At 67.7% G+C, this 24,337-nt stretch carries 21 protein-coding genes and 1 riboswitch; of the genes, 13 read left to right on the top strand and 8 right to left on the bottom strand.

Features of this window, described 5'->3' with window-relative positions; translation table 11 throughout:
* Positions 1-288 precede the first annotated feature (288 nt).
* The 4 genes from DN824_RS16450 to DN824_RS16435 all read left to right on the top strand — a co-directional run bounded on the left by DN824_RS16450 (position 289) and on the right by DN824_RS16435 (position 7,279).
* Positions 289-1,758, top strand: coding sequence for an NAD-dependent succinate-semialdehyde dehydrogenase (locus DN824_RS16450; protein ID WP_138409490.1), 1,470 nt, complete (start codon positions 289-291; stop codon positions 1,756-1,758).
* Positions 1,759-1,847: 89 nt separating this feature from the next.
* Positions 1,848-3,224, top strand: coding sequence for an aspartate aminotransferase family protein (locus DN824_RS16445; RefSeq protein WP_138409489.1), 1,377 nt, complete (start codon positions 1,848-1,850; stop codon positions 3,222-3,224).
* Between the two features lie 373 nt (positions 3,225-3,597).
* Positions 3,598-5,196 carry a malate:quinone oxidoreductase gene (locus DN824_RS16440; protein ID WP_138409488.1) on the top strand — a complete coding sequence of 533 codons (1,599 nt, stop codon included), beginning with the start codon at positions 3,598-3,600 and terminating at the stop codon, positions 5,194-5,196.
* Positions 5,197-5,356: 160 nt separating this feature from the next.
* On the top strand, positions 5,357-7,279 hold the full coding sequence (locus tag DN824_RS16435) for a methyl-accepting chemotaxis protein (protein WP_138409487.1): 1,923 nt from the start codon (positions 5,357-5,359) through the stop codon (positions 7,277-7,279).
* Positions 7,280-7,321: 42 nt separating this feature from the next.
* Here the strand turns inward: DN824_RS16435 and DN824_RS16430 are convergent, their stop codons facing one another.
* The 5 genes from DN824_RS16430 to def are packed head-to-tail and all read right to left on the bottom strand — an operon-like array spanning position 7,322 to position 11,865.
* Positions 7,322-7,633 (bottom strand): tetratricopeptide repeat protein, encoded by a 312-nt coding sequence (locus tag DN824_RS16430; protein ID WP_138409486.1) that lies wholly within the window; start codon positions 7,631-7,633, stop codon positions 7,322-7,324.
* 23 nt (positions 7,634-7,656) lie between these two features.
* Positions 7,657-9,030 carry a Trk system potassium transporter TrkA gene (trkA, locus tag DN824_RS16425; protein ID WP_138409485.1) on the bottom strand — a complete coding sequence of 458 codons (1,374 nt, stop codon included), beginning with the start codon at positions 9,028-9,030 and terminating at the stop codon, positions 7,657-7,659.
* Positions 9,027-10,355 carry a 16S rRNA (cytosine(967)-C(5))-methyltransferase RsmB gene (gene rsmB / locus DN824_RS16420; protein ID WP_138409484.1) on the bottom strand — a complete coding sequence of 443 codons (1,329 nt, stop codon included), beginning with the start codon at positions 10,353-10,355 and terminating at the stop codon, positions 9,027-9,029. The genes trkA and rsmB overlap by 4 nt, the downstream gene beginning before the upstream one ends.
* A 10-nt stretch (positions 10,356-10,365) precedes the next feature.
* A complete protein-coding gene (gene fmt, locus DN824_RS16415) occupies positions 10,366-11,298 on the bottom strand; it encodes a methionyl-tRNA formyltransferase (protein WP_138409483.1) in 933 nt (310 codons plus the stop codon).
* A 60-nt stretch (positions 11,299-11,358) separates the two neighbouring features.
* Complete coding sequence (def, locus tag DN824_RS16410) at positions 11,359-11,865, bottom strand: peptide deformylase (protein ID WP_138409482.1); 507 nt, start codon at positions 11,863-11,865, stop codon at positions 11,359-11,361.
* Between the two features lie 147 nt (positions 11,866-12,012).
* Between def and DN824_RS16405 the strand changes: the two genes are divergently transcribed.
* From DN824_RS16405 to tsaC, 3 genes are all read left to right on the top strand, one after another.
* Positions 12,013-13,038: a LysM peptidoglycan-binding domain-containing protein gene (locus DN824_RS16405; protein WP_138409481.1), complete on the top strand. Its 1,026-nt coding sequence runs from the start codon at positions 12,013-12,015 to the stop codon at positions 13,036-13,038.
* A gap of 90 nt (positions 13,039-13,128) precedes the next feature.
* Positions 13,129-14,238, top strand: coding sequence for a DNA-processing protein DprA (dprA, locus tag DN824_RS16400; RefSeq protein WP_138409480.1), 1,110 nt, complete (start codon positions 13,129-13,131; stop codon positions 14,236-14,238).
* A gap of 52 nt (positions 14,239-14,290) precedes the next feature.
* The gene (gene tsaC, locus DN824_RS16395) at positions 14,291-14,848 is read left to right on the top strand and encodes an L-threonylcarbamoyladenylate synthase type 1 TsaC (protein WP_138409479.1); all 558 of its coding nucleotides are present in this window, start codon (positions 14,291-14,293) and stop codon (positions 14,846-14,848) included.
* Between the two features lie 20 nt (positions 14,849-14,868).
* Here tsaC and DN824_RS16390 read toward each other — a convergent pair whose 3' ends face one another.
* Positions 14,869-15,846 (bottom strand): NADPH:quinone reductase, encoded by a 978-nt coding sequence (locus DN824_RS16390; RefSeq protein ID WP_138409478.1) that lies wholly within the window; start codon positions 15,844-15,846, stop codon positions 14,869-14,871.
* Between the two features lie 172 nt (positions 15,847-16,018).
* Between DN824_RS16390 and hemF the strand changes: the two genes are divergently transcribed.
* Both hemF and aroE read left to right on the top strand, forming a co-directional pair.
* Positions 16,019-16,939 carry an oxygen-dependent coproporphyrinogen oxidase gene (gene hemF, locus DN824_RS16385; RefSeq protein ID WP_138409477.1) on the top strand — a complete coding sequence of 307 codons (921 nt, stop codon included), beginning with the start codon at positions 16,019-16,021 and terminating at the stop codon, positions 16,937-16,939.
* On the top strand, positions 16,939-17,760 hold the full coding sequence (aroE, locus tag DN824_RS16380) for a shikimate dehydrogenase (protein WP_138409476.1): 822 nt from the start codon (positions 16,939-16,941) through the stop codon (positions 17,758-17,760). The genes hemF and aroE overlap by 1 nt, the downstream gene beginning before the upstream one ends.
* 9 nt (positions 17,761-17,769) lie before the next feature.
* Here the strand turns inward: aroE and DN824_RS16375 are convergent, their stop codons facing one another.
* Entirely contained in the window at positions 17,770-18,387 is a 618-nt protein-coding gene (locus DN824_RS16375) for an NAD(P)-dependent oxidoreductase (protein ID WP_138409475.1), read from the bottom strand.
* A gap of 16 nt (positions 18,388-18,403) precedes the next feature.
* Entirely contained in the window at positions 18,404-18,715 is a 312-nt protein-coding gene (locus DN824_RS16370) for an ElaB/YgaM/YqjD family protein (protein ID WP_138409474.1), read from the bottom strand.
* A gap of 280 nt (positions 18,716-18,995) precedes the next feature.
* A riboswitch (cobalamin riboswitch) is annotated at positions 18,996-19,199 on the top strand.
* Between the two features lie 106 nt (positions 19,200-19,305).
* Here DN824_RS16370 and DN824_RS16365 point away from each other — a divergent pair.
* From DN824_RS16365 to DN824_RS16350, 4 genes are read left to right on the top strand one after another with little or no spacing between them, the layout of a single operon-like run.
* Positions 19,306-21,456, top strand: coding sequence for a TonB-dependent receptor (locus DN824_RS16365; protein WP_241666720.1), 2,151 nt, complete (start codon positions 19,306-19,308; stop codon positions 21,454-21,456).
* Positions 21,457-21,502: 46 nt separating this feature from the next.
* Positions 21,503-22,282, top strand: coding sequence for an ABC transporter ATP-binding protein (locus tag DN824_RS16360; RefSeq protein WP_138409473.1), 780 nt, complete (start codon positions 21,503-21,505; stop codon positions 22,280-22,282).
* Between the two features lie 20 nt (positions 22,283-22,302).
* A complete protein-coding gene (locus DN824_RS16355; RefSeq protein WP_138409514.1) occupies positions 22,303-23,247 on the top strand; it encodes an ABC transporter substrate-binding protein in 945 nt (314 codons plus the stop codon).
* Positions 23,244-24,275: a FecCD family ABC transporter permease gene (locus DN824_RS16350; RefSeq protein ID WP_241666719.1), complete on the top strand. Its 1,032-nt coding sequence runs from the start codon at positions 23,244-23,246 to the stop codon at positions 24,273-24,275. The genes DN824_RS16355 and DN824_RS16350 overlap by 4 nt, the downstream gene beginning before the upstream one ends.
* Positions 24,276-24,337: the final 62 nt, after the last annotated feature.

The following is a 24,337-nucleotide window of genomic DNA, read 5'->3' as shown; positions in this document are numbered from 1 at the left end:
GGCTGGAAGGCTGGACGAAGGCGGGCTCACCATCCCGTTCTTCTCTAGCGTAGGGTGGAAAACGGCGCTGTCTTTATTCACCGCCGGCCCTGGGGTACATCGAAGTTCGGTGGACAAGCAGAGCGTTGTCCACCCTACGCAGCCTTCCAGCCTTCCAGCCTTCCGCCCTTTTCCCGTTTCACCCCTGACAAACAGAAAGAACCTCCAGCGCCCCACCGCGCTACGGGAAAAAATCCAAGCGGCCCTTCCCTAGGATGTCTCTCATGCCACACGGCCGGAGACGTCGTTATGCCGCTCAAACATCCCCTGTTGTTCAAGTCGCTCTGCTATGTCGACGGTCATTGGGTCCATAGCCAGGACGGTGCCAGCATCGCCGTGCAGAATCCGGCGAATCAGCAGGTCATCGGCCACGTGCCGCTGCTCGGGCGCGAGCAGATCCTCGCCGCGGTCGACGCGGCGCAGCGCGCCTTTGCCAGCTGGCGGGAGCGGAGTCTGGACAGCCGCGCGACGCTGCTGCGCCGTTGGGCCGAGCTGATCCTTGAGCACGAGGAGGACCTGGCCTGGGTTCTCAGCCAGGAGCAGGGCAAGCCGCTGGCCGAGGCGCGCGGCGAGATCCGCTACGCCGCGAGCTTCATTCCCTGGTTCGCCGAGGAAGCGCGGCGTCTGCATGGCCAGACCATCCCCAGCCACATTCCCGGTGCCGAGCTGGCCACTTTCAAGCTGCCGGTCGGTGTCTGCGCCCTGATCACACCCTGGAACTTCCCTTCGGCGATGATCACCCGCAAGGCCGCGGCGGCGCTGGCAGCCGGTTGCACGGTGGTGGTCAAGCCGGCGCATGAAACGCCCTATTCGGCCTTCGCCCTGGCGCAGCTGGCCGAGGAGGCGGGGATGCCCGCCGGGGTGTTCAACGTGGTGCTCGGCGAGCCGCAGATGGCCATGGAGACCCTGGTGCAGGATCCGCGGGTGCGCTCCGTCAGCTTCACCGGTTCGACCCGGGTCGGTCGGCTGGTGGCCGCCGCCGCGGCGCCAGGGGTGAAGAAGCTCGCGCTGGAGCTGGGCGGCAACGCGCCCTTCATCGTCTGCGCCGACGCCAACCTCGACCACGCCGTGCAGGTGGCGCTGGACGCCAAGTTCCAGACCTCCGGCCAGGACTGCTGCGCCGCCAACCGTATTCTCGTCGAGCGGTCTGTCTACGAGGCCTTCCTGCAGCGCTTCGCCCAGGCGATCCGTGGGTTGCGTGTCGGCCCCGGGCTCGATGAACGCAGCCAGATCGGTCCGCTGATGCACCAGGCGGCCTTCGATGCCACCGCCGAGCGGGTCGCCGATGCCCTGGAGAAGGGCGCCCGGCTGCTCGCCGGTGGCGAGCCACATGCCCTTGGCGGCTGGTTCTGGCAGCCGACTCTGCTGGCCGCCGTCACGCCCGAGATGCGCATCTACCGCGAGGAAAACTTCGCGCCCATCGCCGGCGTGCTGCCCTTCGACGATCTCGACCAGGCGCTGGCCATGGCCAACGACACCGAATACGGGCTGGCGGCCTACCTCTGCTCGAACCGGCTGGACGTGGTCCACCGGCTGGTGCGGCGGCTCGAGCATGCGATGGTCGCGGTCAACGGCACCAAGTTCACCGGCCACCCGATTCCCTTCGGCGGCATGAAAGCCTCGGGGCTGGGCCGAGAGGGAGGTAGCGAGGGCTTCGAGCCCTTCGTCGAGACCCAGTACGTCTGCATCCATCCCTCGGGGCAGCGCTACCCGGCGTGAACGCAACGATCGAATCGCCCCTTTCCCGCAGGAGAGGGTTGGGAGCGGACCTGCGATCCGCTCCTTCCACACCGCCACTGGAGAAGCCCATGAGCCACCTTGAAAGCCTGTTCGAACAGGACCGCGCCCACTTCATGCACCCGTCCACCCACGCCCATGACCATGCGAGCGGCGCGCTGCCGGGCAAGATCATCACCGGCGGCAGCGGTGTGCACATCCGCGATCACCAGGGCCGCGAATACCTCGACGCCTTCGCCGGGCTGTACTGCGTCAACGTCGGCTACGGGCGTGACGAAATCGCCGAGGCGATCTACAGGCAGGCCAAGGAGCTGGCCTACTACCACACCTACGTGGGTCATTCGAGCGAGGCGATCATCGAGCTGTCGACGCGCGTCATCGGCTGGGCGCCGCAGGGCATGAAGAAGGTCTACTACGGCATGTCCGGCTCCGACGCCAACGAGACCCAGATCAAGCTGGTGCGCTACTACAACAACGTGCTCGGGCGCCCGCAGAAGAAAAAGATCATCTCCCGCCAGCGCGGCTACCACGGCTCGGGAATCATGACCGGCAGCCTCACCGGACTGGCCAGCTTCCACCAGCACTTCGACCTGCCGGCGCCGGACATCAAGCACGCCGCCTGCCCGCACTTCTACAAGGCGCCGGCCGGGATGGACGAGGCGGCCTTCGTGCGCCACTGCGTCGAGGACCTCGAGCGGCTGATCCAGGCCGAGGGGCCGGACACCGTGGCCGCCTTCATCGGCGAGCCGGTGATGGGCACCGGCGGCATCATCGTACCGCCGGCCGGCTACTGGGAGGGGATCCAGGCGGTGCTGGCCAAATACGACATTCTCCTGATCGCCGACGAGGTGGTCTGCGCCTTCGGCCGGCTGGGCGATCGCATGGGCAGCCAGCGCTACGGCATGCGTCCGGACCTGATCACCACCGCCAAGGGCCTGACCAGCGCCTACGCGCCGTTGTCGGCGGTGATCGTCGGTGAGAAGGTCTGGGACGTGATCGATTCGGCCTCGGCCCGCGATGGCGCCATGGGCCACGGCTGGACCTACTCGGGCCACCCGATCTGCGCGGCCGCCGCGCTGGCCAACCTGGATATCCTCGAGCGGGAGAACCTCACCGCCAACGCCGCCGAGGTCGGGGCCTACCTCAACCGCCAGCTGCGCCAGACCTTCGAAGGCCATCCGCTGGTGGGCGAGGTGCGCGGCGACGGCATGCTCGCGGCGATCGAGTTCATGGCCGACCGTGAGACCCGTACGCCGTTCGATCCGGCCCTGAAAGTCGGTCCGAAGGTTTCGGCGGCCTGCCTCGAGCGCGGCATGATCGCCCGCGCCATGCCCCATGGGGATATCCTCGGCTTCGCTCCGCCGCTGGTGCTGAGCCAGGCCCAGGCCGACGAGATCGTCGGGATCGCCAAGGCCGCGGTCGACACGGTGGCCAACGAGGTGCTCTGAACCTACCCGCTGACGCATCATCGCGCTGCGGCAGCGGGTCTCTGGCGCGAGGCGCGAGGCTGTGCCTTGCGCATTGCATCGCCCGGGCAGGCTGCCTAGAATGCGCCCTCGCGCCGGTTCCGCCAAAAGTCAGAACATCGCCGGCCGAGCAGGCCTTGCCGCCCCGTCTTCGCTCGACGTCCCAGCACCGGGACGCCCCCGCGCGCTCATGCCCACGCTCAAGGGCTTCGCAGTCGCGCCTTTCCGCAACACCAAGCGCAACGCTTCACCCGTGTCCACGCAACCTGCTGGCTGGCCAGAGGACCTTTCCGTGCCTTGCGGCACCGTTGGCGGACACGCCATGCAATTCTTCCGTAGTAGGCAATTTCCTTTCATGAAAAAACTGTTAGTGGCACTGCTGGGCTTCAGCCTGTTCGGCTGCTCCAAGCCGAGCGAGCCGGAAAAGACCGTCGACGTCCTGTTGATCGGCGGCGGCATCATGAGCGCAACCCTGGGCACCTACCTGCACGAGCTCGAGCCGGGCTGGAGCATCGACATCTACGAGCGCCTGGACGCCGTCGCCGACGAGAGCTCCAACGCCTGGAACAATGCCGGTACCGGCCACTCCGCGTTCTGCGAACTGAACTACACCCCCGAGACGGCCGATGGCAGCATCGACATCAGCAAGGCGGTGGCGATCAACGAGTCCTTCGAGATCTCCAAGCAGTTCTGGGCGCACCAGGTGCAGAACGAAGTGCTCAAGGAGCCCAAGCGCTTCATCAACAACGTGCCGCACATGAGCTTCGTCTGGGGCGACGCCAACGTCGAATTCCTGCGCAAGCGCCACGAGGCCCTGCAGCACAGCTCGCTGTTCCGCGGCATGGAGTACTCCGAGGACCCGGCGCAGATCGAGCAGTGGATTCCGCTGGTGATGGAAGGCCGTGAGGCGACGCAGAAGATCGCCGCCACGCGCATGGCGATCGGCACCGACGTCAACTTCGGCGAAATCACCCGCCAGCTGGTGGGCGCCCTGACCCGCAGCGACAACGTCAACCTGCACCTGCAGCACGAAGTGCGCGGCATCACCCGCAACGAGGACGGCACCTGGACGGTGAAGGTCGCCGATCTCGCCAAGGGCGAGGCCGAAACCCAGGTCAAGGCCAAGTTCGTCTTCATCGGTGCCGGTGGCGGCGCGCTCAAGCTGCTGCAGATGGCCGACATTCCGGAAGCCAAGGGCTATGCCGGCTTCCCGGTCGGTGGCCAGTTCCTGGTGACCAAGAACCCGGAAATCGTCGCTCGCCATCAGGCCAAGGTATATGGCCTGGCCTCGGTCGGTTCGCCGCCGATGTCGGTGCCGCACCTCGACACCCGGGTGATCGACGGCGACAAGGTCCTGCTGTTCGGGCCGTTCGCCACCTTCTCCACCAAGTTCTTGAAGAACGGTTCGCTGCTGGACCTGTTCAGCTCGATGAGCACCGACAACGTCATCCCGATGATCCAGGCCGGTACCGACAACTTCGCCCTGAGCAAGTACCTGGTCGGTCAGCTGATGCTGGACCAGGAAGACCGCATCGACGTGCTGCGTGACTACTTCCCCGACGTCCGCGCCGAGGATTGGGAGCTGTGGACGGCTGGCCAGCGCGTGCAGATCATCAAGAAGGACCCGGAGAAGGGCGGCATCCTGCAGTTCGGCACCGAAGTGGTGAGCTCCGCCGACGGCAGCATCGCCGCGCTGCTGGGCGCCTCCCCGGGCGCCTCGACCGCCGCGCCGATCATGCTCAACCTGCTGAAGAAGAACTTCGCCGAGCGCGTCGAGTCGCCCGAATGGCAGGCCACGCTCAAGCGGATCATTCCCTCCTACGGTCGCCAGCTGAACAACGACCTGGCACTGACCAACGAGATCCGTGCGTACAGCAGCCAGTACCTGCAGCTGCAGTTCGACGAGGTCATGCCTGAAGAGGTGCAGACCGCGTCGCTAACCGACGCCCTCTGACGCAGGACAGGAACCCGCCTCGGCGGGTTCTTTTTTGTCGGGCGAAACCCCTTCAGAAAGGCGCGTTCGTGTCGATACCGTGTGCAAGAAATCCGGCTGGCTTCATAAGAACAATTTCCAGCGTTTCGCACTTTGAAAAATGGAATATGGAGATGTTTCTATGAAGAGCTGGTTTGCCAACATCAGCGTCACCAAAAAGCTGGCGCTGGGCTTCGGCGTCGTTCTGGCGCTGACCGTGATCCTGGCCTGGAACGGCTGGAACAGCCTGGGCAGCGTGATTCAGCGCAGCCTGTGGATGACCGAGATCACCCACCTCAACACCACTTGGACCAACGTGCGCATCGCCCGGCTGCAGTTCATGGTGGACAACGCCGACCAGGTCAGCACCGATCGGCTCAAGACCAACCTGGGCATCTACATCGAGCAGCAGAAGAAGCTGCTGGGCAGCTTCACTAACCCGGTGAACGTCGAGCTGCTGAAAAAGCAGGCGTCCATCAACGAGGACTACCAGCGTTCGCTGCAGGTCATGTTCGACGCCTATGCGCTGGCCAACGGCGCCCAGCAGAATGTCACCGAGCAGTCGGAGAAGGCCAAGCAGGCGATTGCCGCTCTCACCGCTTCGACGGTGCGCCTGCAGGCCGACAACGACAGCCGCTTCGCCCGGCTGCTGGCCATTACCGAGATCAAGGAAGACTTGCTGGAGCTCGACTACCTGATGGCGGCCTACCGCGCCAACGCCAATCCGCAGACCGAGAAGGCCTTGCTTCAGGCTGTCGAGGGAATGGTTTCGAGCGTGCCGCAACTGGCGAGAGCCATGTCGGGCGACGAGCGCATGCTGGTGCAGCAGATCGAAGGGGCCGTCAGCGCCTATCAGGCAGCGGTAGGCAACTACACCAAGGCCAACGAAGCCATCGCCCGGTCGCGCCAGGAGATGACCCTGCAGGGCTATGAAATCAACAAGATCAGCGACGCGCTCTACAAGTTCCAGGTCGATCGCCTGGGGATCGAGAGTGGCGAGGCGCGCAACCTGCAGCTGATCAGCGCGCTGCTGGCGGTGCTGTTCGGCGTGCTGGCAGCCTGGCTGATCACCCAGCAGATCATTCGTCCGCTGCGCGAAACCATGACCCATGTGGAGCGCATCGCCGCTGGCGACCTGACCAGCAGCGAGCAGATCACCCGCCGTGACGAGATGGGTGTGTTGCAGCAGGGCATCCAGCGCATGGGCTCGACCTTGCGCGAGCTGATCAGCGGCATCCGTGACGGTGTCGGTCAGATCAGCAGCGCCGCCGAAGAGCTGTCCGCGGTGACCGAGCAGACCAGCGCCGGGGTCAACAGCCAGAAGGTCGAGACCGACCAGGTGGCGACGGCCATGCACGAGATGTCGGCCACCGTCCAGGAGGTCGCGCGCAACGCCGAAGAGGCGGCGCAGGCCGCCGTCGAGGCCGACAACGAAGCCCGCGAGGGCGACCGCGTGGTCGCCGAAGTCGTCGCCCAGATCGAGCGCCTGGCCAGCGAGGTGGGTCGCTCCACCGAAGCGATGAAGGTGCTGGAGAAGGAAAGCAACAAGATCGGCAGCGTGATGGACGTGATCAAGGCGGTCGCCGAGCAAACCAACCTGCTGGCCCTCAACGCCGCCATCGAAGCCGCACGTGCCGGCGAGGCTGGCCGCGGCTTCGCGGTGGTCGCCGACGAGGTGCGCGGGCTCGCGCAGCGCACGCAGAAGTCCACCGAAGAGATCGAGGAGCTGGTCGCCGGCCTGCAGAGCGGCACCCAGCAGGTCGCGACCGTGATGCAGAGCAGCCGCACCCTGACCGACAGCAGCGTCGAGCTGACCCGTCGCGCCGGTGGTTCGCTGTCGAACATCACCCGCACCGTGTCGAACATCCAGTCGATGAACCAGCAGATCGCCGCGGCGGCCGAGCAGCAGAGCGCGGTGGCCGAGGAAATCAGCCGCAGCATCCTCAACGTGCGCGACGTCTCCGAGCAGACCGCCGCAGCCAGCCAGGAAACCGCCGCTTCGAGCGTGGAACTGGCGCGCCTGGGCAACCAGCTGCAGATGCTGGTCAGCCGCTTCCGCGTCTGACCGGGCGGCCGGCGCGCGCAGGCGTGCCGGCCCTTTGCGGGTTCAGCGCGGCTTGTCGAGCTTGCGCAGAAACACCGTCATTTCCTTTTCGGCCTGCTTGTCGCCCTTTGCCTGGGCGGCGACCAGGCCCTGCTCCCAGGCCGCGCGCGCGGCCTCGGCGTCGCCACGCTGCTGGTGCGCCTTGCCGAGCAGCTTCCAGGCCGCCGAATAGCCAGGGTCCTGCGCGACGCAACGTTGCAGGTGCTCACTGGCGCGCGCCGCATCGCCGGCATCCAGATAACCCTTGCCGAGACCGAAGCGCAGCATCGGGTTGTCCATGCCTTTGGCGAGCATCTTTTCCAGCGATTCGAGCATGGCAAGCCCTCCGGGCGGCGCGGCTAGAAGAACGTCAGGCCGGCCTGGAACAGCCGCTCGACGTCGCGGATGTGCTTCTTGTCGACGAGGAACAGGATCACGTGGTCGCCCGATTCGATCACCGTGTCGTCGTGGGCGATCAGCACCTGCTCGTCGCGGATCACCGCACCGATGGTGGTGCCCGAGGGCAGGGCGATCTGTTCGATCATCCGCCCAACCACCTTGCTCGAGCGTGGGTCGCCGTGGGCGATCACCTCGATGGCTTCGGCGGCGCCGCGGCGCAGCGAATGCGCGCTGACGATGTCGCCCCGGCGCACGTGGGTCAGCAGCGAGCCGATGGTGGCCTGCTGCGGGCTGATGGCGATGTCGATCTCGCCGCCCTGCACCAGGTCCACGTAGGCCGGGTTGTTGATGATGCTCATCACCTTGCGCGCGCCCAGGCGCTTGGCGAGCAGCGAGGACATGATGTTGGCCTCGTCGTCGTTGGTCAGGGCGAGGAAGACGTCGGCCTCGTTGATGTTCTCCTCGACCAGCAGGTCGCGGTCCGAGGCGCTGCCCTGCAGGACGATGGCGCTGTCCAGGGTCTCGGAGAGGTAGCGGCAGCGTGCCGGATTCATCTCGATGATCTTGACCTGGTAGCGGCTCTCGATGGCCTCGGCCAGGCGTTCGCCGATGTGCCCGCCGCCGGCGATGACGATGCGCTTGTAGCTGTCGTCGAGTCGACGCATCTCGCTCATCACCGCGCGGATGTGGGCACGCGCGGCGATGAAGAAGACCTCGTCGTCGGCCTCGATGACCGTATCGCCCTGGGGCAGGATCGCGCGGTTACGACGGAAGATCGCCGCCACCCGCGTATCGACGTTCGGCATGTGCTGGCGCAATTGGCGCAACTGCTGGCCCACCAGCGGGCCGCCATAGTACGCACGCACCGCGACCAGCTGCGCCTTGCCCTCGGCGAAGTCGATCACCTGCAGCGAACCGGGGTGCTCGATCAGCCGCCGGATGTAGTTGGTGACCAGCTGTTCGGGGCTGATCAGCACGTCGACCGGGATCGCCTCGTTGCTGAACAGGCCGCTGCGGATCAGGTAGGCCGACTCGCGCACCCGGGCGATCTTGGTCGGGGTGTGGAACATGCTGTAGGCCACCTGGCAGGCGACCATGTTGGTCTCGTCGCTGTTGGTCACCGCGACCAGCATGTCGGCGTCGTCCGCGCCGGCCTGGCGCAGCACGGTGGGAAAGGAGCCGCGACCGTGGATGGTGCGGATGTCCAGGCGGGTGCCGAGGTCGCGAAGGCGATCGCCATCGGTGTCGACCACGGTGATGTCGTTGGCCTCGCTGGCGAGGTGTTCGGCCAGCGTCCCGCCGACCTGCCCGGCGCCGAGAATGATGATCTTCACTGAGGGTTCTCTGTGCTGCGCGGGCCCGCCGCGATCTTGATCAGTTTGGCATAGTAGAAGCCGTCATGGCCGTCGGGCTGTGGCAGCAGCTGGCGGCCGTGGGTTTGCTTGAGGCCGAAGTCGCCGGCGATGTCCAGCTCGCGGGCGCCAGGGGTACGGGCGAGAAACGCCGCGATCACCTCGCGGTTCTCGGTGGGCATCACCGAGCAGGTCGCATAGAGCAGCACGCCACCAACTTCCAGGGTCGGCCAGAGCGCATCGAGCAGCTCGCCCTGCAGCGCCGCCAGGGGGGTGATGTCCTCGGGCTGGCGGGTCAGCTTGATGTCCGGATGGCGGCGGATCACGCCGGTGGCCGAACAGGGCGCATCGAGCAGGATGCGCTGGAACGGCCGGCCGTCCCACCAGCGCGCCGTGTCGCGGGCATCGGCGGCCACCAGCTCGGCGGCAAGGCCGAGGCGGGCGAGGTTCTCCTCGACGCGGGCCAGGCGCTTGGGTTCGAGCTCCAGGGCGACCAGTCCGGCAAGACCCGCTTCGCGTTCGAGCAGGTGGCAGGTCTTGCCGCCAGGCGCGCAGCAGGCGTCGAGCACGCGCTGGCCGGGCGCGAGGTCGAGCAGGGCGGCGCTGAGCTGCGCGGCTTCGTCCTGCACGCTGACCCGTCCCTCGGCGAAACCCGGCAGCTGATGCACGTCGCAGGCCTGGGCCAGGCGAATGCCGTCTTCGCTGTAGCGGCAGGCCACCGCCTCGATGCCCTGCGCGGTGAGCTCGGCCAGGTAGGCGTCGCGCGAGCCGTGGCGGCGGTTGACGCGCAGGGTGAACGGCGGATGGGCGTTGTTGGCCGCGCACACCTGCTCCCATTGCTCGGGCCAGTGGGCCTTGAGGGCCTTCTGCAGCCAGCGCGGATGCGCCACGCGAATCACTGGGTCGTGCTCGAGTTCGACCAGCAGGGCTTCGCCCTCGCGCTGGGCACGACGCAGCACGGCATTGAGCAGGCCCTTGGCCCAGGGCTTCTTCAGCTTGTCGACGCAGCCGACGGTTTCGCCGATCGCCGCATGGGCCGGGACGCGGGTATAGAACAGCTGGTAGAGGCCGACCAGCAACAGCGCCTCGACGTCGCGATCGGCCGCCTTGAACGGCTTCTGCAGCAGGCGCTCGGCGAGCCCGGCCAGGCGTGGCTGCCAGCGCGCGGTGCCGAGCGCCAGCTCCTGGGTCAGGCCGCGGTCACGGGCATCGACCTTGGCCAGTGCATCGGGCAGGGCGCTGTTGAGCGAGGCCTTGCCGGCCAGCACCGAGGCCAGGGCGCGGGCGGCAGCCAGGCGCGGGTTCATCGCCAGGCCCTCATCGGCCCAGCACCGCGCCGAGGGCGAAGTGCTCGCGGCGGCTGTTGTAGAGATCGCCGAATGCCAGGGCCTTGCCGCCGGGCAGCTGCAGGCGGGTCAGCAGCAAGGCGCCTTCGCCGCAGGCGACCAGCAGGCCGTCGCGGCTGGCCTCGAGCACGGTGCCTGGCGCGCCCTGGCCCTGGGCGAGCCGCGCCGCATGGACCTTCAGGCTTTCACCTTCGAGGCTGCTGTGGCAGAGCGGCCAGGGGTTGAAGGCGCGAATCCGCCGCTCCAGTTCGGTGGCCGGGCGGCTCCAGTCGAGCAGCGCTTCGTCCTTGCTCAGCTTGCGGGCGTAGGTCGACAGGCTGTCGTCCTGCGGCTCGCCGGTCAGGGTGCCGGCGGCCAGCGCACGCACGGCCTCGACCACCGCCTGGGCGCCGAGCGTGGCCAGCCGGTCGTGCAGACTGCCGCCGGTGTCCTCGGCGCCGATCGGCGTCTCGACCTTCAGCAGCATCGGTCCGGTATCCAGGCCGGCCTCCATCTGCATCACGGTGACACCGCTTCGCGCATCGCCCGCTTCGATCGCCCGCTGGATCGGCGCCGCACCGCGCCAGCGCGGCAGCAGCGAGGCATGGCTGTTGATGCAGCCCAGGCGCGGGGTGTCGAGCACCGCCTGCGGCAGGATCAGCCCGTAGGCGACCACCACCATGAGGTCGGCCTGCAGCGCCGCCAGCTCGGCCTGGGCGCCCGCATCGCGCAGCGTCGCCGGCTGGCGAACCTCGATGCCGTGGTCGATGGCGAGCTGCTTGACCGGGCTGGGCATCAGCTTCTGGCCGCGGCCGGCGGGCCGGTCCGGCTGGGTGTAGACGGCCACCACCTGCTGGCCCGCATCGAGCAGGGCCTTCAGGTGCTGGGCGGCGAATTCGGGGGTGCCGGCGAAAACGATGCGCATGGGAATCTCGCTACGAAAAAAGGCTTGCCGCGGCAAGCCTTTCTGGGACGAAAGAGCAGGTCAAGCCTGCTGGCGATGAAGCTTTTCCAGCTTCTTCTTGATCCGGTCGCGCTTGAGCGTGGACAGGTAGTCGACGAACAGCTTGCCGTTGAGATGATCGCATTCGTGCTGGATGCATACCGCCAGCAGGCCTTCGGCGATCAGCTCGTACGGCTGGCCGTCGCGGCCCAGGGCCCTGACCTTGACCTTCTGCGGGCGGTCCACGTTCTCGTAGAAGCCGGGCACCGACAGGCATCCTTCCTGATACTGGTCCATCTCTTCGGTCAGCGGCTCGATCTCCGGGTTGATGAAGACCCGTGGCTCGGTCTTGTCCTCGGACAGGTCCATCACCACCACCCGCTTGTGCACGTTGACCTGCGTCGCCGCCAGGCCGATGCCCGGTGCGTCGTACATGGTCTCGAACATGTCGTCGACCAGCTGGCGAATGCTCTCGTCCACTTCTGCGACCGGTTTGGCGATGGTGCGCAGGCGTGGATCGGGAAATTCGAGGATGTTCAGAATCGCCATATGCGTTTGTGATGCACTTATGGAATAAAGTCAAAATCCGCTGCTAAGATGCCCAGCAGCTTGGAAACGGCTTCACGCCGCGTCCTACAAGGGTTTCGCGGCGCTAGGGCGCTTTACGTGAAGACACATAATAAAGGGATTCACCACATGAGGAAATCACTACTCGCCCTGTTGCTAGTGGCCGTCGGCGGGTTGGCCCAGGCTGCGGTGCAGCTGAAGGACGGGCATCCGGAGCGGTATACCGTAGTGAAGGGGGATACGCTCTGGGACATTTCCGGCCGGTTCCTGCGCGAGCCATGGAAATGGCCCGAGCTCTGGCACGCCAATCCGCAGATCGAAAACCCGCACCTGATCTACCCCGGCGATATGCTGAGCCTGGTCTACATCGACGGCCAGCCGCGCCTGACGCTCGATCGCGGGGCATCGCGGGGCACCATCAAGCTGTCGCCGCGCATTCGCAGCACGCCGATGGCCGAGGCGATCCCGACCATTCCTCTGGAGGCCATCAACAGCTTCCTGCTGAAGAACCGCATCATCGACAGCGCCGCCGAGTTCCAGGGCGCGCCCTATATCGTCGCAGGCAACGCCGAGCGCGTAATCAGCGGCTCGGGCGATCGCATCTACGGCCGCGGCCAGTTCGAGGAAGGCCTGCCGGCGTACGGCATCTTCCGCCAGGGCAAGACCTACACCGATCCGGATACCAAGGAATTCCTCGGGATCAACGCCGATGACGTCGGCGGTGCGGAAATCGTCGACATCGAAGGCGACATCGCCACCCTGCATCTGCTGCGCACCAACCAGGAAGTGCGCCTGGGCGACCGTCTGTTCCCCACCGAAGAGCGTGCGGTCAATTCGACCTTCATGCCCCGGGCGCCGGAAGCCGAGATCAAGGGCGTGATCCTCGACGTGCCCCGCGGCGTGACCCAGATCGGCCAGTTCGACGTGGTCACCCTGAACAAGGGCGCCCGCGACGGCCTGGAGGAAGGCCACGTGCTGGCGGTCTACAAGACCGGCGAAACCGTTCGTGACCGCGTCACAGGCGAATACGTGAAGATTCCGGACGAGCGTGCCGGTCTGCTGATGGTGTTCCGCGCCTACGACAAGCTCAGCTACGGGCTGGTCCTGCAGGCGACCCGGTCGCTGTCGGTGATGGACAAGGTCCGCAACCCCTGACCCCGAGTCGACAAGAGCCCCGCTGATGCGGGGCTTTTGCTTTATGCTGCACTCGCCGCACGGACGCGGTGTTTCGAACAAGGATGTCGCATGGCTGCCATTTCTCCTGCCGAGCTCGAAGCCCGGCTGCGCCTTCATCTGATCCCCGAGCTGGGTCCCCAGCGCCTGCGCAAGCTGATCAGTGCCTTCCCCGATGCTTCTTCCGCCATGAGCGTGCCCGCCAGTGCCTGGCGCGCGCTGGGTTTGCCGGGCGTCTGCGCCGAGTCCCGGCGCAGCCCCGAAGTGCGGGAACGGGCTGCCGGTGCCCTGGACTGGCTGCAGGGCAACCATCGTCACCTGCTGATGTGGGACGACCCCGGATACCCGGCGCTGCTGGCCGAAGTGCCGGATGCGCCGCCGCTGTTGTTCGTCGAAGGCGATCCCGCCCTGCTCGAGCTGCCGCAACTGGCCATGGTCGGCAGCCGTCGGGCCTCGCTCGGCGGGCTCGACAACGCCCGGGCGTTCGCGCGCAGCCTCGCCGGCGCCGGTTTCGTGATCACCAGCGGGCTGGCGCTGGGCATCGACGGTGCGGCCCACCAGGGCGCGCTCGATGTCGGCGGTCGGACCGTCGCGGTACTCGGCACCGGTCTGTGCCGGCTCTACCCGCACCGTCACAAGGCGCTCGCCGCCGATATCGTCGCCGGTGGCGGTGCGCTGGTGTCGGAACTGCCGCTGGACTGCGCGCCGCATGCGAGCAACTTTCCCCGGCGCAACCGGATCATCAGCGGCCTGTCCCTGGGCGTGCTGGTGGTCGAGGCGAGTCCGTCGAGCGGCTCGCTGATCACTGCGCGCCTGGCCGCCGAGCAGGGCCGCGAGGTGTATGCGATCCCGGGGTCGATCCATCATCCCGGCGCACGCGGCTGCCATCAGTTGATCCGCCAGGGCGCGGCGCTGGTCGAGTGCGTGGAGGACGTGCTGCAGGCGTTGCGCGGTTGGCAACAGGTGACGGCCGACACGGCGCCCGCCGCGCCCGACGACGGCCCGGTCGATCCGCTCATCCGGGAGCTGCGCGCCGCTCCGCTGAGCAGCGAAGCGCTCGCGCTGGCGCTGGGTCGGCCGTTGGGCCAGGTGCTCGGCGAGCTGACCGAACTGGAGGTGCAGGGGCTCATCGCCTGCGAGAACGGCCATTGGACGGTGCGCGCGCAGGCCGGCCACTACTGATCGTCACGGCGCTTGGTTACACTGCCGCCAGCCTTGGCGAAAGGGGATGGCGATGATCAGCAGTTGGCGGGTGAAACAGGCGGCGCGTGTGGTGTGGGCAGGCGGCGTGATCGCCTATCCGACCGAGGCGGTCTGGGGGCTGGGGTGCGACCCCTGGGACAGCGATGCGGTGCATCGGCTGCTGGCGCTCAAGGAGCGTCCGGTGGACAAGGGGCTGATCCTGATCGCCGACAATCATCACCAGTTCGACTTTCTCCTCGAAGACCTGCCGGACGCCTGGCTGGACAAGCTCTCCAGTACCTGGCCGGGCCCCAACACCTGGCTGGTGCCGCACCAGAACCGGCTGCCGCAGTGGATCACCGGGCAGCACGACACCGTCGCCCTGCGGGTCACCGATCATCCGCTGATCGGCGAACTCTGCGCCCTGACCGGCCCGCTGGTCTCCACCTCGGCCAACCCGGCAGGACGGCCGGCGGCGCGCAGCCGCCTTCGTGTCGAGCAGTACTTCCCACGCGAACTCGATGCGGTGCTCAACGGCCCGCTTGGCGGCCGCCGCCATCCGAGCACGATCCGCGACCTGCGCAGCGGCGAGGTGATCCGCCCGTCCTGAGCCGGCGGGCGGGCCTGGCGTCAGGGCAGCAGAATGGTCGAGCCGACCGTCTGCCGCGCCGACAGCGCCTCCTGTGCCTTGGCCGCATCCGCCAGGGCGTGGCGCTGGCCGATTTCCACCTTGACCTTTCCACTGCCGATCATCTCGAACAGCTCATCGGCCATGGCCTGCAGGCGCTCGGCCGAGTCGGCATAGCCGGCCAGGGTCGGCCGCGTGAGGAACAGCGAGCCCTTCTGCGCCAGCACCCCCAGGTTGACGCCGGTGACGGCGCCCGAGGCGTTGCCGAAGCTGACCAGCAGCCCACGCGGTGCGACGCAGTCGAGCGAGGTTTCCCAGGTGCTCTTGCCGACCGAGTCGTAGACCACCGGGCATTTCTTGCCGTCGGTGAGTTCCATGACGCGGCTGACCACGTCTTCCTGGCTGTAGTCGATGGTCGCCCAGGCGCCCAGCGACCTGGCGCGCTCGGCCTTTTCCGCCGAACCGACCACACCGATCAGCTTCGCGCCCAGCGCGTTGGCCCACTGGCAGGCGATCGAGCCCACGCCGCCGGCCGCCGCATGGAACAGGATGGTTTCGCCCGCCTGCACCGGATGGGTCTGGCGCAGCAGGTACTGCACGGTCAGACCCTTGAGCATGACCGCGGCGGCCTGCTCGAAGCTGACCGCTTCCGGCAGCCGGACCAGGTGGCGGGCCGGCAGCAGGTGGTGCTCGCCGTAGGCGCCCAGCGGGCCGGTGGCGTAGGCCACGCGGTCGCCCGGCTTGAACGCGGTGACCCCGTCGCCTACCGCTTCGACCACCCCGGCGCCTTCGGTGCCCAGGCCCGACGGCAGGCTCGGCGGCGCGTAGAGGCCGCTGCGGAAGTAGGTGTCGATGAAGTTGAGGCCGATCGCATGGTTGCGCACCACCACTTCGCCGGACGAGGGCGTGGGCGTTGCCACCTCGACCATTTCGAGAACCTCTGGGCCGCCGTGCTGGCTGAATTGGATGCGCTTGGACATGTCGGTTCCTCGGGACGGAAAAGTCCCTATCCAACCTCTCCGGGCGGCTGTTCGTCAATCGGTCCGATGCTATGCTTGCCGGCCCAACCGCCAGGTTGAACGCATCATGCGGGCCGCAAAGGCCTGCCGTCGTCCAGACCGATGCCGCGTCGGTCGCTGCCAGGGTGAACTCGTGAACACGCAAACCGAAGCCGTCAAAGCCTACCTGCTCGACCTGCAGGACCGAATCTGCGATGCCCTGCAAGCCGAGGACGGCGGCGCCCGTTTCGTCGAGGACGCCTGGGAGCGTCCGGCCGGCGGCGGTGGACGCACCCGGGTGCTGGAGAACGGCGCGGTGATCGAGAAGGGCGGCGTCAACTTCTCCCACGTGTTCGGCGCCGGGCTGCCACCCTCGGCCAGTGCGCATCGCCCGGAGCTCGCCGGTCGCGGGTTCCAGGCTCTCGGCGTATCCCTGGTGATCCACCCGGAAAATCCCTACGTGCCGACCTCCCACGCCAACGTGCGGTTCTTCATCGCCGAGAAAGAGGGCGAGGAGCCGGTCTGGTGGTTCGGCGGCGGCTTCGACCTCACGCCCTACTACGGCAACGAGGAGGACTGCCGGCACTGGCACCGGGTGGCGCGTGACGCCTGCGCGCCCTTCGGTGCGGACGTCTATCCCCGCTACAAGGAATGGTGCGATCGCTACTTCCACCTCAAGCATCGCAACGAGCCGCGCGGCGTGGGCGGCCTGTTCTTCGACGACCTGAACGAGTGGGACTTCGACACCTGCTTCGCCTTCATACGCGCCGTCGGCGATGCCTACGTCGAGGCCTACCTGCCCATCGTCCAGCGCCGCAAGGCCACGCCGTTCGGCGAACGCGAGCGGCAGTTCCAGAGGCTGCGCCGTGGCCGCTACGTCGAGTACAACCTGGTCTACGACCGCGGCACGCTGTTCGGCCTGCAATCGGGCGGGCGCACCGAGTCGATCCTGATGTCGCTGCCGCCGCTGGTGAGCTGGGGCTACGACAAGCACCCCGAGCCCGGCAGCGAGGAGGCCCGGTTGACCGAGTACTTCCTGCAGGATCGCGACTGGCTCGGCGAGGCGGGCCTCTGATGGATCGCTATGGCGTATTCGGCAACCCCATCGGCCACAGCAAGTCACCGCAGATCCACCGACTGTTCGCCGAGCAGACCGGCCAGGCGCTGAGCTACGAGGCGCTGCTGGCGCCGCTGGACGACTTTCCCGGGTTTGCGCGGGCTTTCTTCAACGAAGGCCGTGGCGCGAACGTCACGGTGCCCTTCAAGGAGCAGGCCTTCGCCCTGGTCGATGAGCTCAGCGAACGGGCGCGGCTGGCCGGCGCGGTGAATACTCTGCTCAAGCGCGACGACGGCAGCCTCTACGGTGACAACACCGACGGCGCCGGCCTGCTGCATGACCTGCTCGACAACGCCGGTGTGACCCTGCGGGGCAAGAGCATCCTGTTGCTCGGGGCCGGCGGCGCCGTGCGTGGCGTGCTCGAGCCGCTGCTGGCGCAGGCGCCGGCAGCGCTGGTGATCGCCAACCGTACGCTGGAAAAGGCCGAGGCGCTGACCCGCGCCTTCGCCGACATCGGGCCGGTGGCCGCCGCGGGCTTCGACTGGCTCGAGGAGCCGGTGGACCTGATCATCAACGGCACCTCGGCGAGCCTCGGCGGGGAGCTGCCACCGCTGGCGCCGTGCCTGATCGTGCCTGGCCATACGCTCTGCTACGACATGATGTACGCCGCCACGCCGACGCCGTTCTGCCAGTGGGCCGCGGACCTCGGCGCGCAGACCCGCGACGGGCTGGGCATGCTGGTGGGCCAGGCGGCCGAAGCCTTCGAGCTCTGGCGCGGCGTGCGCCCGGATACCGCGCCGGTCCTGGAGGCCCTGCGGCGTCAGCTCGGCGCTGCCTGAGGCGAGCGCTCAGGACTCGAGGACGAAATTGATTCGTTCGTGGAGGTGTCGCGGCGTTTCCAGCTCGTCGACGATGCCCGCCGCGATGCGCCGCAGCTGGTAGCGCGGATCGTCCGGCTTGTCCGTCGGTACCACGCTCAGGTCGTCGATCGACAGGCCATGGCCGGCGGGTGGCGCGTTGACCAGCGTCCAGTCCAGCGGATGTGTCGCCAGGCGCTGGAGGGCCGCTTCGACCTCCGGCGCGCCGGCCAGTGCATCGAAATCGGCCACCAGGATCAGCCGTCGCACCTGCACCCGGGGCATCCCCACCAGCAAGGCGTCCACCGCCTGATAGAAACCCTGCGGTCCATGGGGCGCGGTGTGGTCGGGCGAATGGGGCAGGCGGGGACTGTTGTGCAGGCAGATCACCGCATCGAATCCCGCCACGCTTTCGCTGACGCTTTCCGGATCCTGCAGGTCGGCCAGCTTGGTGCGCAGCCCGGGCCGGGCCGCCAGGGAATTAAGGTCGTCCATCAGCGCCACCGCCTCGTGCTGGCGGCTCAGCAACTCACAGATCAACGCGCTGCCCAGGCTCGAGTGCGCCCCGTAAAGGGCGAACTTGAGCCTGGGCGTTTCGGCGTTCCTCATGGCGAGGCGGTTGCGCTCAGCGGCGAGTGACCAGGTAGCCGATCAGCGCGCAGGCGCCGGCGGCCAGGGCCAGGGTCGAAAGGGGATGTTCGCGGGCGCAGTCCTTGGCCAGGCGGCTGGCTTCGCGGGTCTTGCGCGAGAGGTCGGCGTAATGCTCGTCCAGGTGGACGTCGTTCCACAGCGATTCGGCGCGCGAGCGCAGCGAAGCGAGGCGGTGGCGCGAGTCGCGGCCGGCGCTGTGCTTGAGCTCGTCCAGCGCACTCATCAGGCTCTGGATCTCGTGCTCGATGTCTTCACGGGTGGTCGACTTGCGTGCGAACAGGGACATGGTCAGTCCTCCCCTTTGCTTGTAAATGTCAGCGTTGGACCGTGGGTTTGGACAGACGTTGCGATGAGTGACGCACCGCCGACGGGATTCACCGGACCGGCCCGCCGGGAGATGCCTTGGCGCTTGCTGTCGACCTGATATGTTATGTTATAACATACTTAGTCAGGTCCAGACGGTACTGGAAAGCGCAGTGCGGGCTTCGGGCAGGCGCAGGTGGCAGCGACGGGCGTGGCGGCAAGGCAGTGGCACGTCAGGCTTGCCGTCGCTCCGTGGCTCTGTTTTGATGCACACCACTTCAGGTGTCCCATGCACGGCATGGGGTTAAACGGGAAGCCGGTGCGTCATCCCAGATGATCAGTCCGGCGCTGCCCCCGCAACGGTAAGCGAGCGAAGCATTCGAAGGACCACTGTGCCTCGGCATGGGAAGGTGAATGGCTTCATGACCCTCGCAAGCCCGGAGACCGGCCTGAAGGTTCGATTGGCAACCCGCGGTGGGCGGGCGCAGGCCGGTTTTCGGGCGCTTGGCGTCCGCGACTCCTCATGCGTGTTTCCCTCCGGGCCTTGGTTCTTCTTCTTTCAAGTGGAATGACATGACCCGCATCTCCTTTTCTGCAATGCAACGGCTGACGCTGTTCGGCGTCTTCGCATTGATCGTACTGCCTTCGAGTTCCATCGCCGCGGAGGGCGACGATCCGCCTCCCCTGACACTACCGTCGATGGCCGTCACCCACGAGGCCGGCCAGGGGGAGTCGCTGAGCGCCCCGACCCGCACCGGCTCGCGCCTCAACCTGTCGGCACGGCAGACGCCAGCGAGCACCAGCACGCTCGACGAGCGCGCCGTTTCCGAGCGCAGCAACCTGTCGGTGCAGGACGCCGTCACCCGAAGCCCTGGCATCACCTCGATCGCCAACCCGGGCAATGGCAACACGGCGCTGTCGGCCCGCGGCTTCACGGGCCACACGTCGGTGATGACGCTGTTCGACGGCAACCGCCTGTACACCGGCGCCGGCACCCAGACCTTTCCGGTCGATACCTGGATGGTGGAACGCATCGAAGTGATCCGCGGGCCGGCCTCGGTGCTGTACGGCGAAGGGGCCACGGGCGCGACGGTGAACATCGTGCCGAAGAAGCCGTTCGAGGGTGACATCCGCAACCGGGCCCGGGTCGGTTACGGCTCGGACGATCGCCAGCAGCAGGCCCTGGACAGTGGCGGCTCGCTGTCCGAGACCTTCAGCTATCGGCTGACTCTCAACCGCCAGGCCAGCAACGGCTGGGTCGATCGCGGCGACTCGAACAGCCACGCCCTGAGCGCGGCGCTGCGCTGGCAGCCCAGCGACGACCTGAGCGTCACCCTGGCGCACGAGCGCGGCGACAGCGAGCCGGCCGGCTACTTCGGCACGCCCCGGATCGGCGGACAGTTGCGCGGCAGCCTGGAGGAAAAGAACTACAACATCCGCGACGCCGTGCAGCACTACCGCGACGAGTGGACTCGGCTCGACACCGACTGGAACCTGAGCGACACCGTCAGCGCCAGCAACCAGCTCTACGTCGTCAGGAGCCGGCGGCACTGGCGCAACGCCGAGGCCTACCGCTGGGATGAAGGTCGCGGGCAGTTGCTGCGTGGGGATTATCTGGAAATCCGCCACAACCAGGAGCAGCTCGGGGCGCGCCAGAGCTTCACCTTCGAGCATGGCCTGTTCGGCCTCTCCAGCAAGACCGTGGTCGGTACCGAGTACAACCGGATCCGCTTCGGCGTCGACAACAATGCGCCCTATACCGATATCGGCGGCGACTACATCGACCCCTGGAATCCGGCCGACGGCTACTACCAGAGCGCCTCGCCCTATGCCCCGAACAACCGCAGCCGTACGCGGACCTTCGCCCTGTTCGCCGAAAACGCGACCCGGCTCTCCGAGCGCTGGACCCTGGTCAGCGGTGTCCGCCGCGACCAGAACCACATCGACCGCGACGACGAGCGCGCCGGCACGCGCAGCGGCCGCAGCCTGAGCGGTGGCAACTGGCGCGCCGGACTGGTGTTCGACGTGACGGACGAACTGTCCCTCTACGGACAGCATGCGACCAGCCAGGACGGCGTCAACAACCTCATCTCGCTGACGCCCAGCCAGCAGCAGATGACGCTCACCCGTGCCCGGCAGACCGAGTTCGGCCTCAAGCAGAGCTTCTGGCAGGAACGCGGGCACTGGACGCTCGCCGCCTTCCAGATCACCAAGAAAAGACTGTTGAGCCGAACCGCGCCCAACGAGCCCACCCAGCAGGTCGGGCAGCAGTCGTCCGAGGGCCTGGAGGCCACGCTCGAGCTGGCCCTGGCTCATGGCTGGCGGCTGTCGGCCAACGCCTCGCTGCTGCGCGCCGAATACGACGACTTCAATGAGGCGGTCGGCGGCGCGCTGGTCTCGCGCGATGGCAACACGCCGGTCGGCGTGCCGCGCAGGACGGCCAATCTCTGGGTCAGCAAGCGGATCGGCCCGCAGCTGGATGCCGGGCTAGGGGTGCGTTACGTCGACAAACGCTACACGGACACCGCCAACCTCGGTGCGCTGCCCGGCTATACGGTGCTCGACGCCAACCTGGGCTGGGACGCCACCCGCGACATTCGCCTCGGCTTCGAAGCCTACAACCTGCTCGACCGGCGTTACGCGAACACCTACTACGGCAGCGGCGAGCAATGGCTGCTGGGCCAGCCGAGGTCCTTCCTGGTCACCGCCGATTACCGCTTCTGAGCCCGTCACGGCGCGCGGTCCTGCCGCTGCGCCAGGAGCACATGCCATGTCATCGTTGCACCTGCGAGACGTCAGCTGGTCGCCCCGCGAAGCGAGGCGCGAGGCGCCGTGGCTGATCGACGCCATCGAGCTGTCGGTCCGGCCCGGCGAGTTCGTCGGACTGATCGGACCCAACGGCAGCGGCAAGACCAGCGTGCTGCGCTGCGCCTACCGCTTCAACAGGCCGCAGCGCGGCGGGGTGCGGCTCGATGCTCAGGACCTGGAGCGCGTCTCCGAAAAATGGTCGGCGCAACGTATCGCCGTCGTCCTGCAGGAGTTTCCCCAGGAGTTCGGGCTTACCGTGGAGGATGTCGTGCGTCTGGGGCGCATCCCACACAAGGGCCTCTTCGAGGGCGACGGGCCGGGCGACGAGGCGCTGGTGACGCGCGCGTTGCAGGCGGTGGGGATGGAGCCGCTGCGCCAGCGTGTCTTCGAGCAGCTGTCGGGCGGCGAGAAGCAGCGCGCCCTGGTCGCCCGGGCGCTGGCCCAGGAGCCGAGCCTGCTGATCCTCGACGAGCCGACCAACCACCTGGACCCGCGTTTTCAGATTGAGCTGCTGAGGCTGCTGCGCGGCCTGCGGCTGAGCACCCTGGCCAGCTTCCATGACCTCAACCTGGCCGCGGCCTTCTGCGACCGGCTCTACGCCCTCCAGGACGGGCGCATCGTCGCGCAGGGCACGCCCGATCAGGTGCTCACTGCCGAGCGGGTGCAGCAGCTCTACGGGCTGGACGTGATCGTCGACCGCCACCCCCACGCGGGCTACCCACGACTGACCTGGATGACCTGAACGTGACACTCAAACGGATCATGCTCTGCGTATTCGCCACGCTGTCCTTACCCGCCTTCGCCTCCGGCTATCCGCTGACCGTGCGCAGTTGCGACCGCGAGGTGATCTTCCAGCGCGCGCCCGCCCGGGCCGTCAGCCATGACATCAACATGACCGGCATGCTGGTGGCGCTCGGGCTGACCGATCGCATGGCCGGCTACACCGGCATCAGCGGCTGGAAGACCCTCGACCCGGCGCTGCGCGATGCGCTGCAGGGATTGCCCGAGCTGGCCAGCCGTTATCCCTCGCTGGAAACGCTGCTCGATGCCGGCGCGGATTTCTTCTTTGCCGGCTGGAGCTACGGCATGCGCGCCGGCGGGCCGGTCACCCCGACCACCCTGGCCCCGCTGGGCATCCCGGTCTACGAACTGAGCGAGTCCTGCTCGAGGATCGGCCGGCGCGCCCGCGCGAGCCTGGACGACCTGTACCGGGACCTCCAGGCCATCGGCCGGATCTTTGCGGTCGAGCCACGGGCGCAAGCCCTGGTGACGCGGATGCGCGAGCGGGTGTCGGCCGTCCAGGCGCGGATCGAAGGCCGTTCCGCCACGCCCCGGGTGTTCCTCTACGACAGCGGCGAGGATCGCCCGACGACCTCCGGCAGCCTGGGCATGCCCCAGGCGCTGATCGAGGCCGCCGGCGGGCGCAACGTCATGGAGGACGTCATGGCGAGCTGGACCCAGGTCGGTTGGGAAAGCGTCGTGGAGCGCAACCCGGAAGTGATCGTGATCGTCGACTACGGCCCCCTGTCCTGGCAGCAGAAGCGCGACCTGCTGCTGCGTCAGCCGGCGCTGGCCGATGTCGAGGCGATCCGGCACCAGCGGTTCGTCGTGCTGCCCTACATCGCGGTCACGCCCTCGGTACGCAACGCCGAGGCCATCGAGATCCTGGCCGACGCGCTGCATCCCGTGGAAGGACAGGCCCGTTGAGGCAGGCGGACAGCTCGCTTCGCTACTCGGCGTTCATCGCCCTGTTGCTGGCGGCCCTGGTGCTGTCGGGCCTGTTGTCGCTCGGCCTGGGCGCCGCCCAGATGAGTCCGGGCCGCCTGCTCGGCATCCTGGCGTACAAGGCCGGGCTCGCGCCTGGCGGCGACTGGAGCGCGGGCCAGGAACACATCGTCTGGCTGATCCGCGCGCCGCGGGTGCTGCTCGGGATGTTCGTCGGCGCCGGGCTGGCGTTGATCGGCTCGGCGCTGCAGGCGGCCACGCGCAACCCGCTGGCGGACCCGCACCTGCTCGGCGTCAGCTCCGGCGCCGCCCTCGGGGCGGTGCTGGTGATGCTCTACATCGGCGAGTTCATCGGCTCGGCGAGCCTGCCGCTGGCCGCCTTTCTCGGTGCCCTGGGCAGCACCGGCGTGGTGTTGCTGGTGGCGCGGCGCGGCGGCCGTTTCGATAGCGAGCGCCTGGTGCTGTCCGGGGTGGCCGTGTCGTTCGTGCTGTCGGCCCTGACCAGCCTGCTGCTGTTCACCGGCGACCACCATGCGGCGAGCTCGGTGATCTTCTGGATGCTGGGCGGGCTGGGCTCGGCGCGCTGGGAGCTGGTCTGGCTGCCGGCGGTTTCGGTCGCCGCCGCCGGCATGGCGCTGGTGGCCTGGGCGCGACCGCTCAATGCGCTGATGGCCGGCGAGCAGACCGCCGTGAGCCTCGGGATAGGTCCCGCGCGGCTTCGCCTGTTCATCTTCGTCTCCACCTCGGCGCTGACCGCCGTGCTCGTTTCGCTGACCGGCGCCATCGGCTTCGTCGGGCTGATGGTGCCCCACGTGGCCAGGCGCCTGGTGGGGGCCGATCACCGCCGGCTGATACCGGTAGCCGCGCTGATGGGCGCGCTGTTCGTCGTCTGGGTCGACGCCTTCGCGCGTACCGCGCTGGCGCCCCAGGACCTGCCGATCGGCATCGGCACCGGTCTGCTGGGCGGGCTCTACTTCATCTACCTGCTCTGGCGCAGGGACGGTCGCTGAAGGCGCCGCGGGGATGTCCGCGATCCGCGCGCCGGTCGATGCAACGATGGCGACCCGTCCCA

The organism is Stutzerimonas nosocomialis (genome assembly GCF_005876855.1).
Classification (GTDB): domain Bacteria; phylum Pseudomonadota; class Gammaproteobacteria; order Pseudomonadales; family Pseudomonadaceae; genus Stutzerimonas; species Stutzerimonas nosocomialis.
Note: the sequence above shows the minus strand (reverse complement) of the source record. Positions and strands in the feature narration are given on the sequence as shown.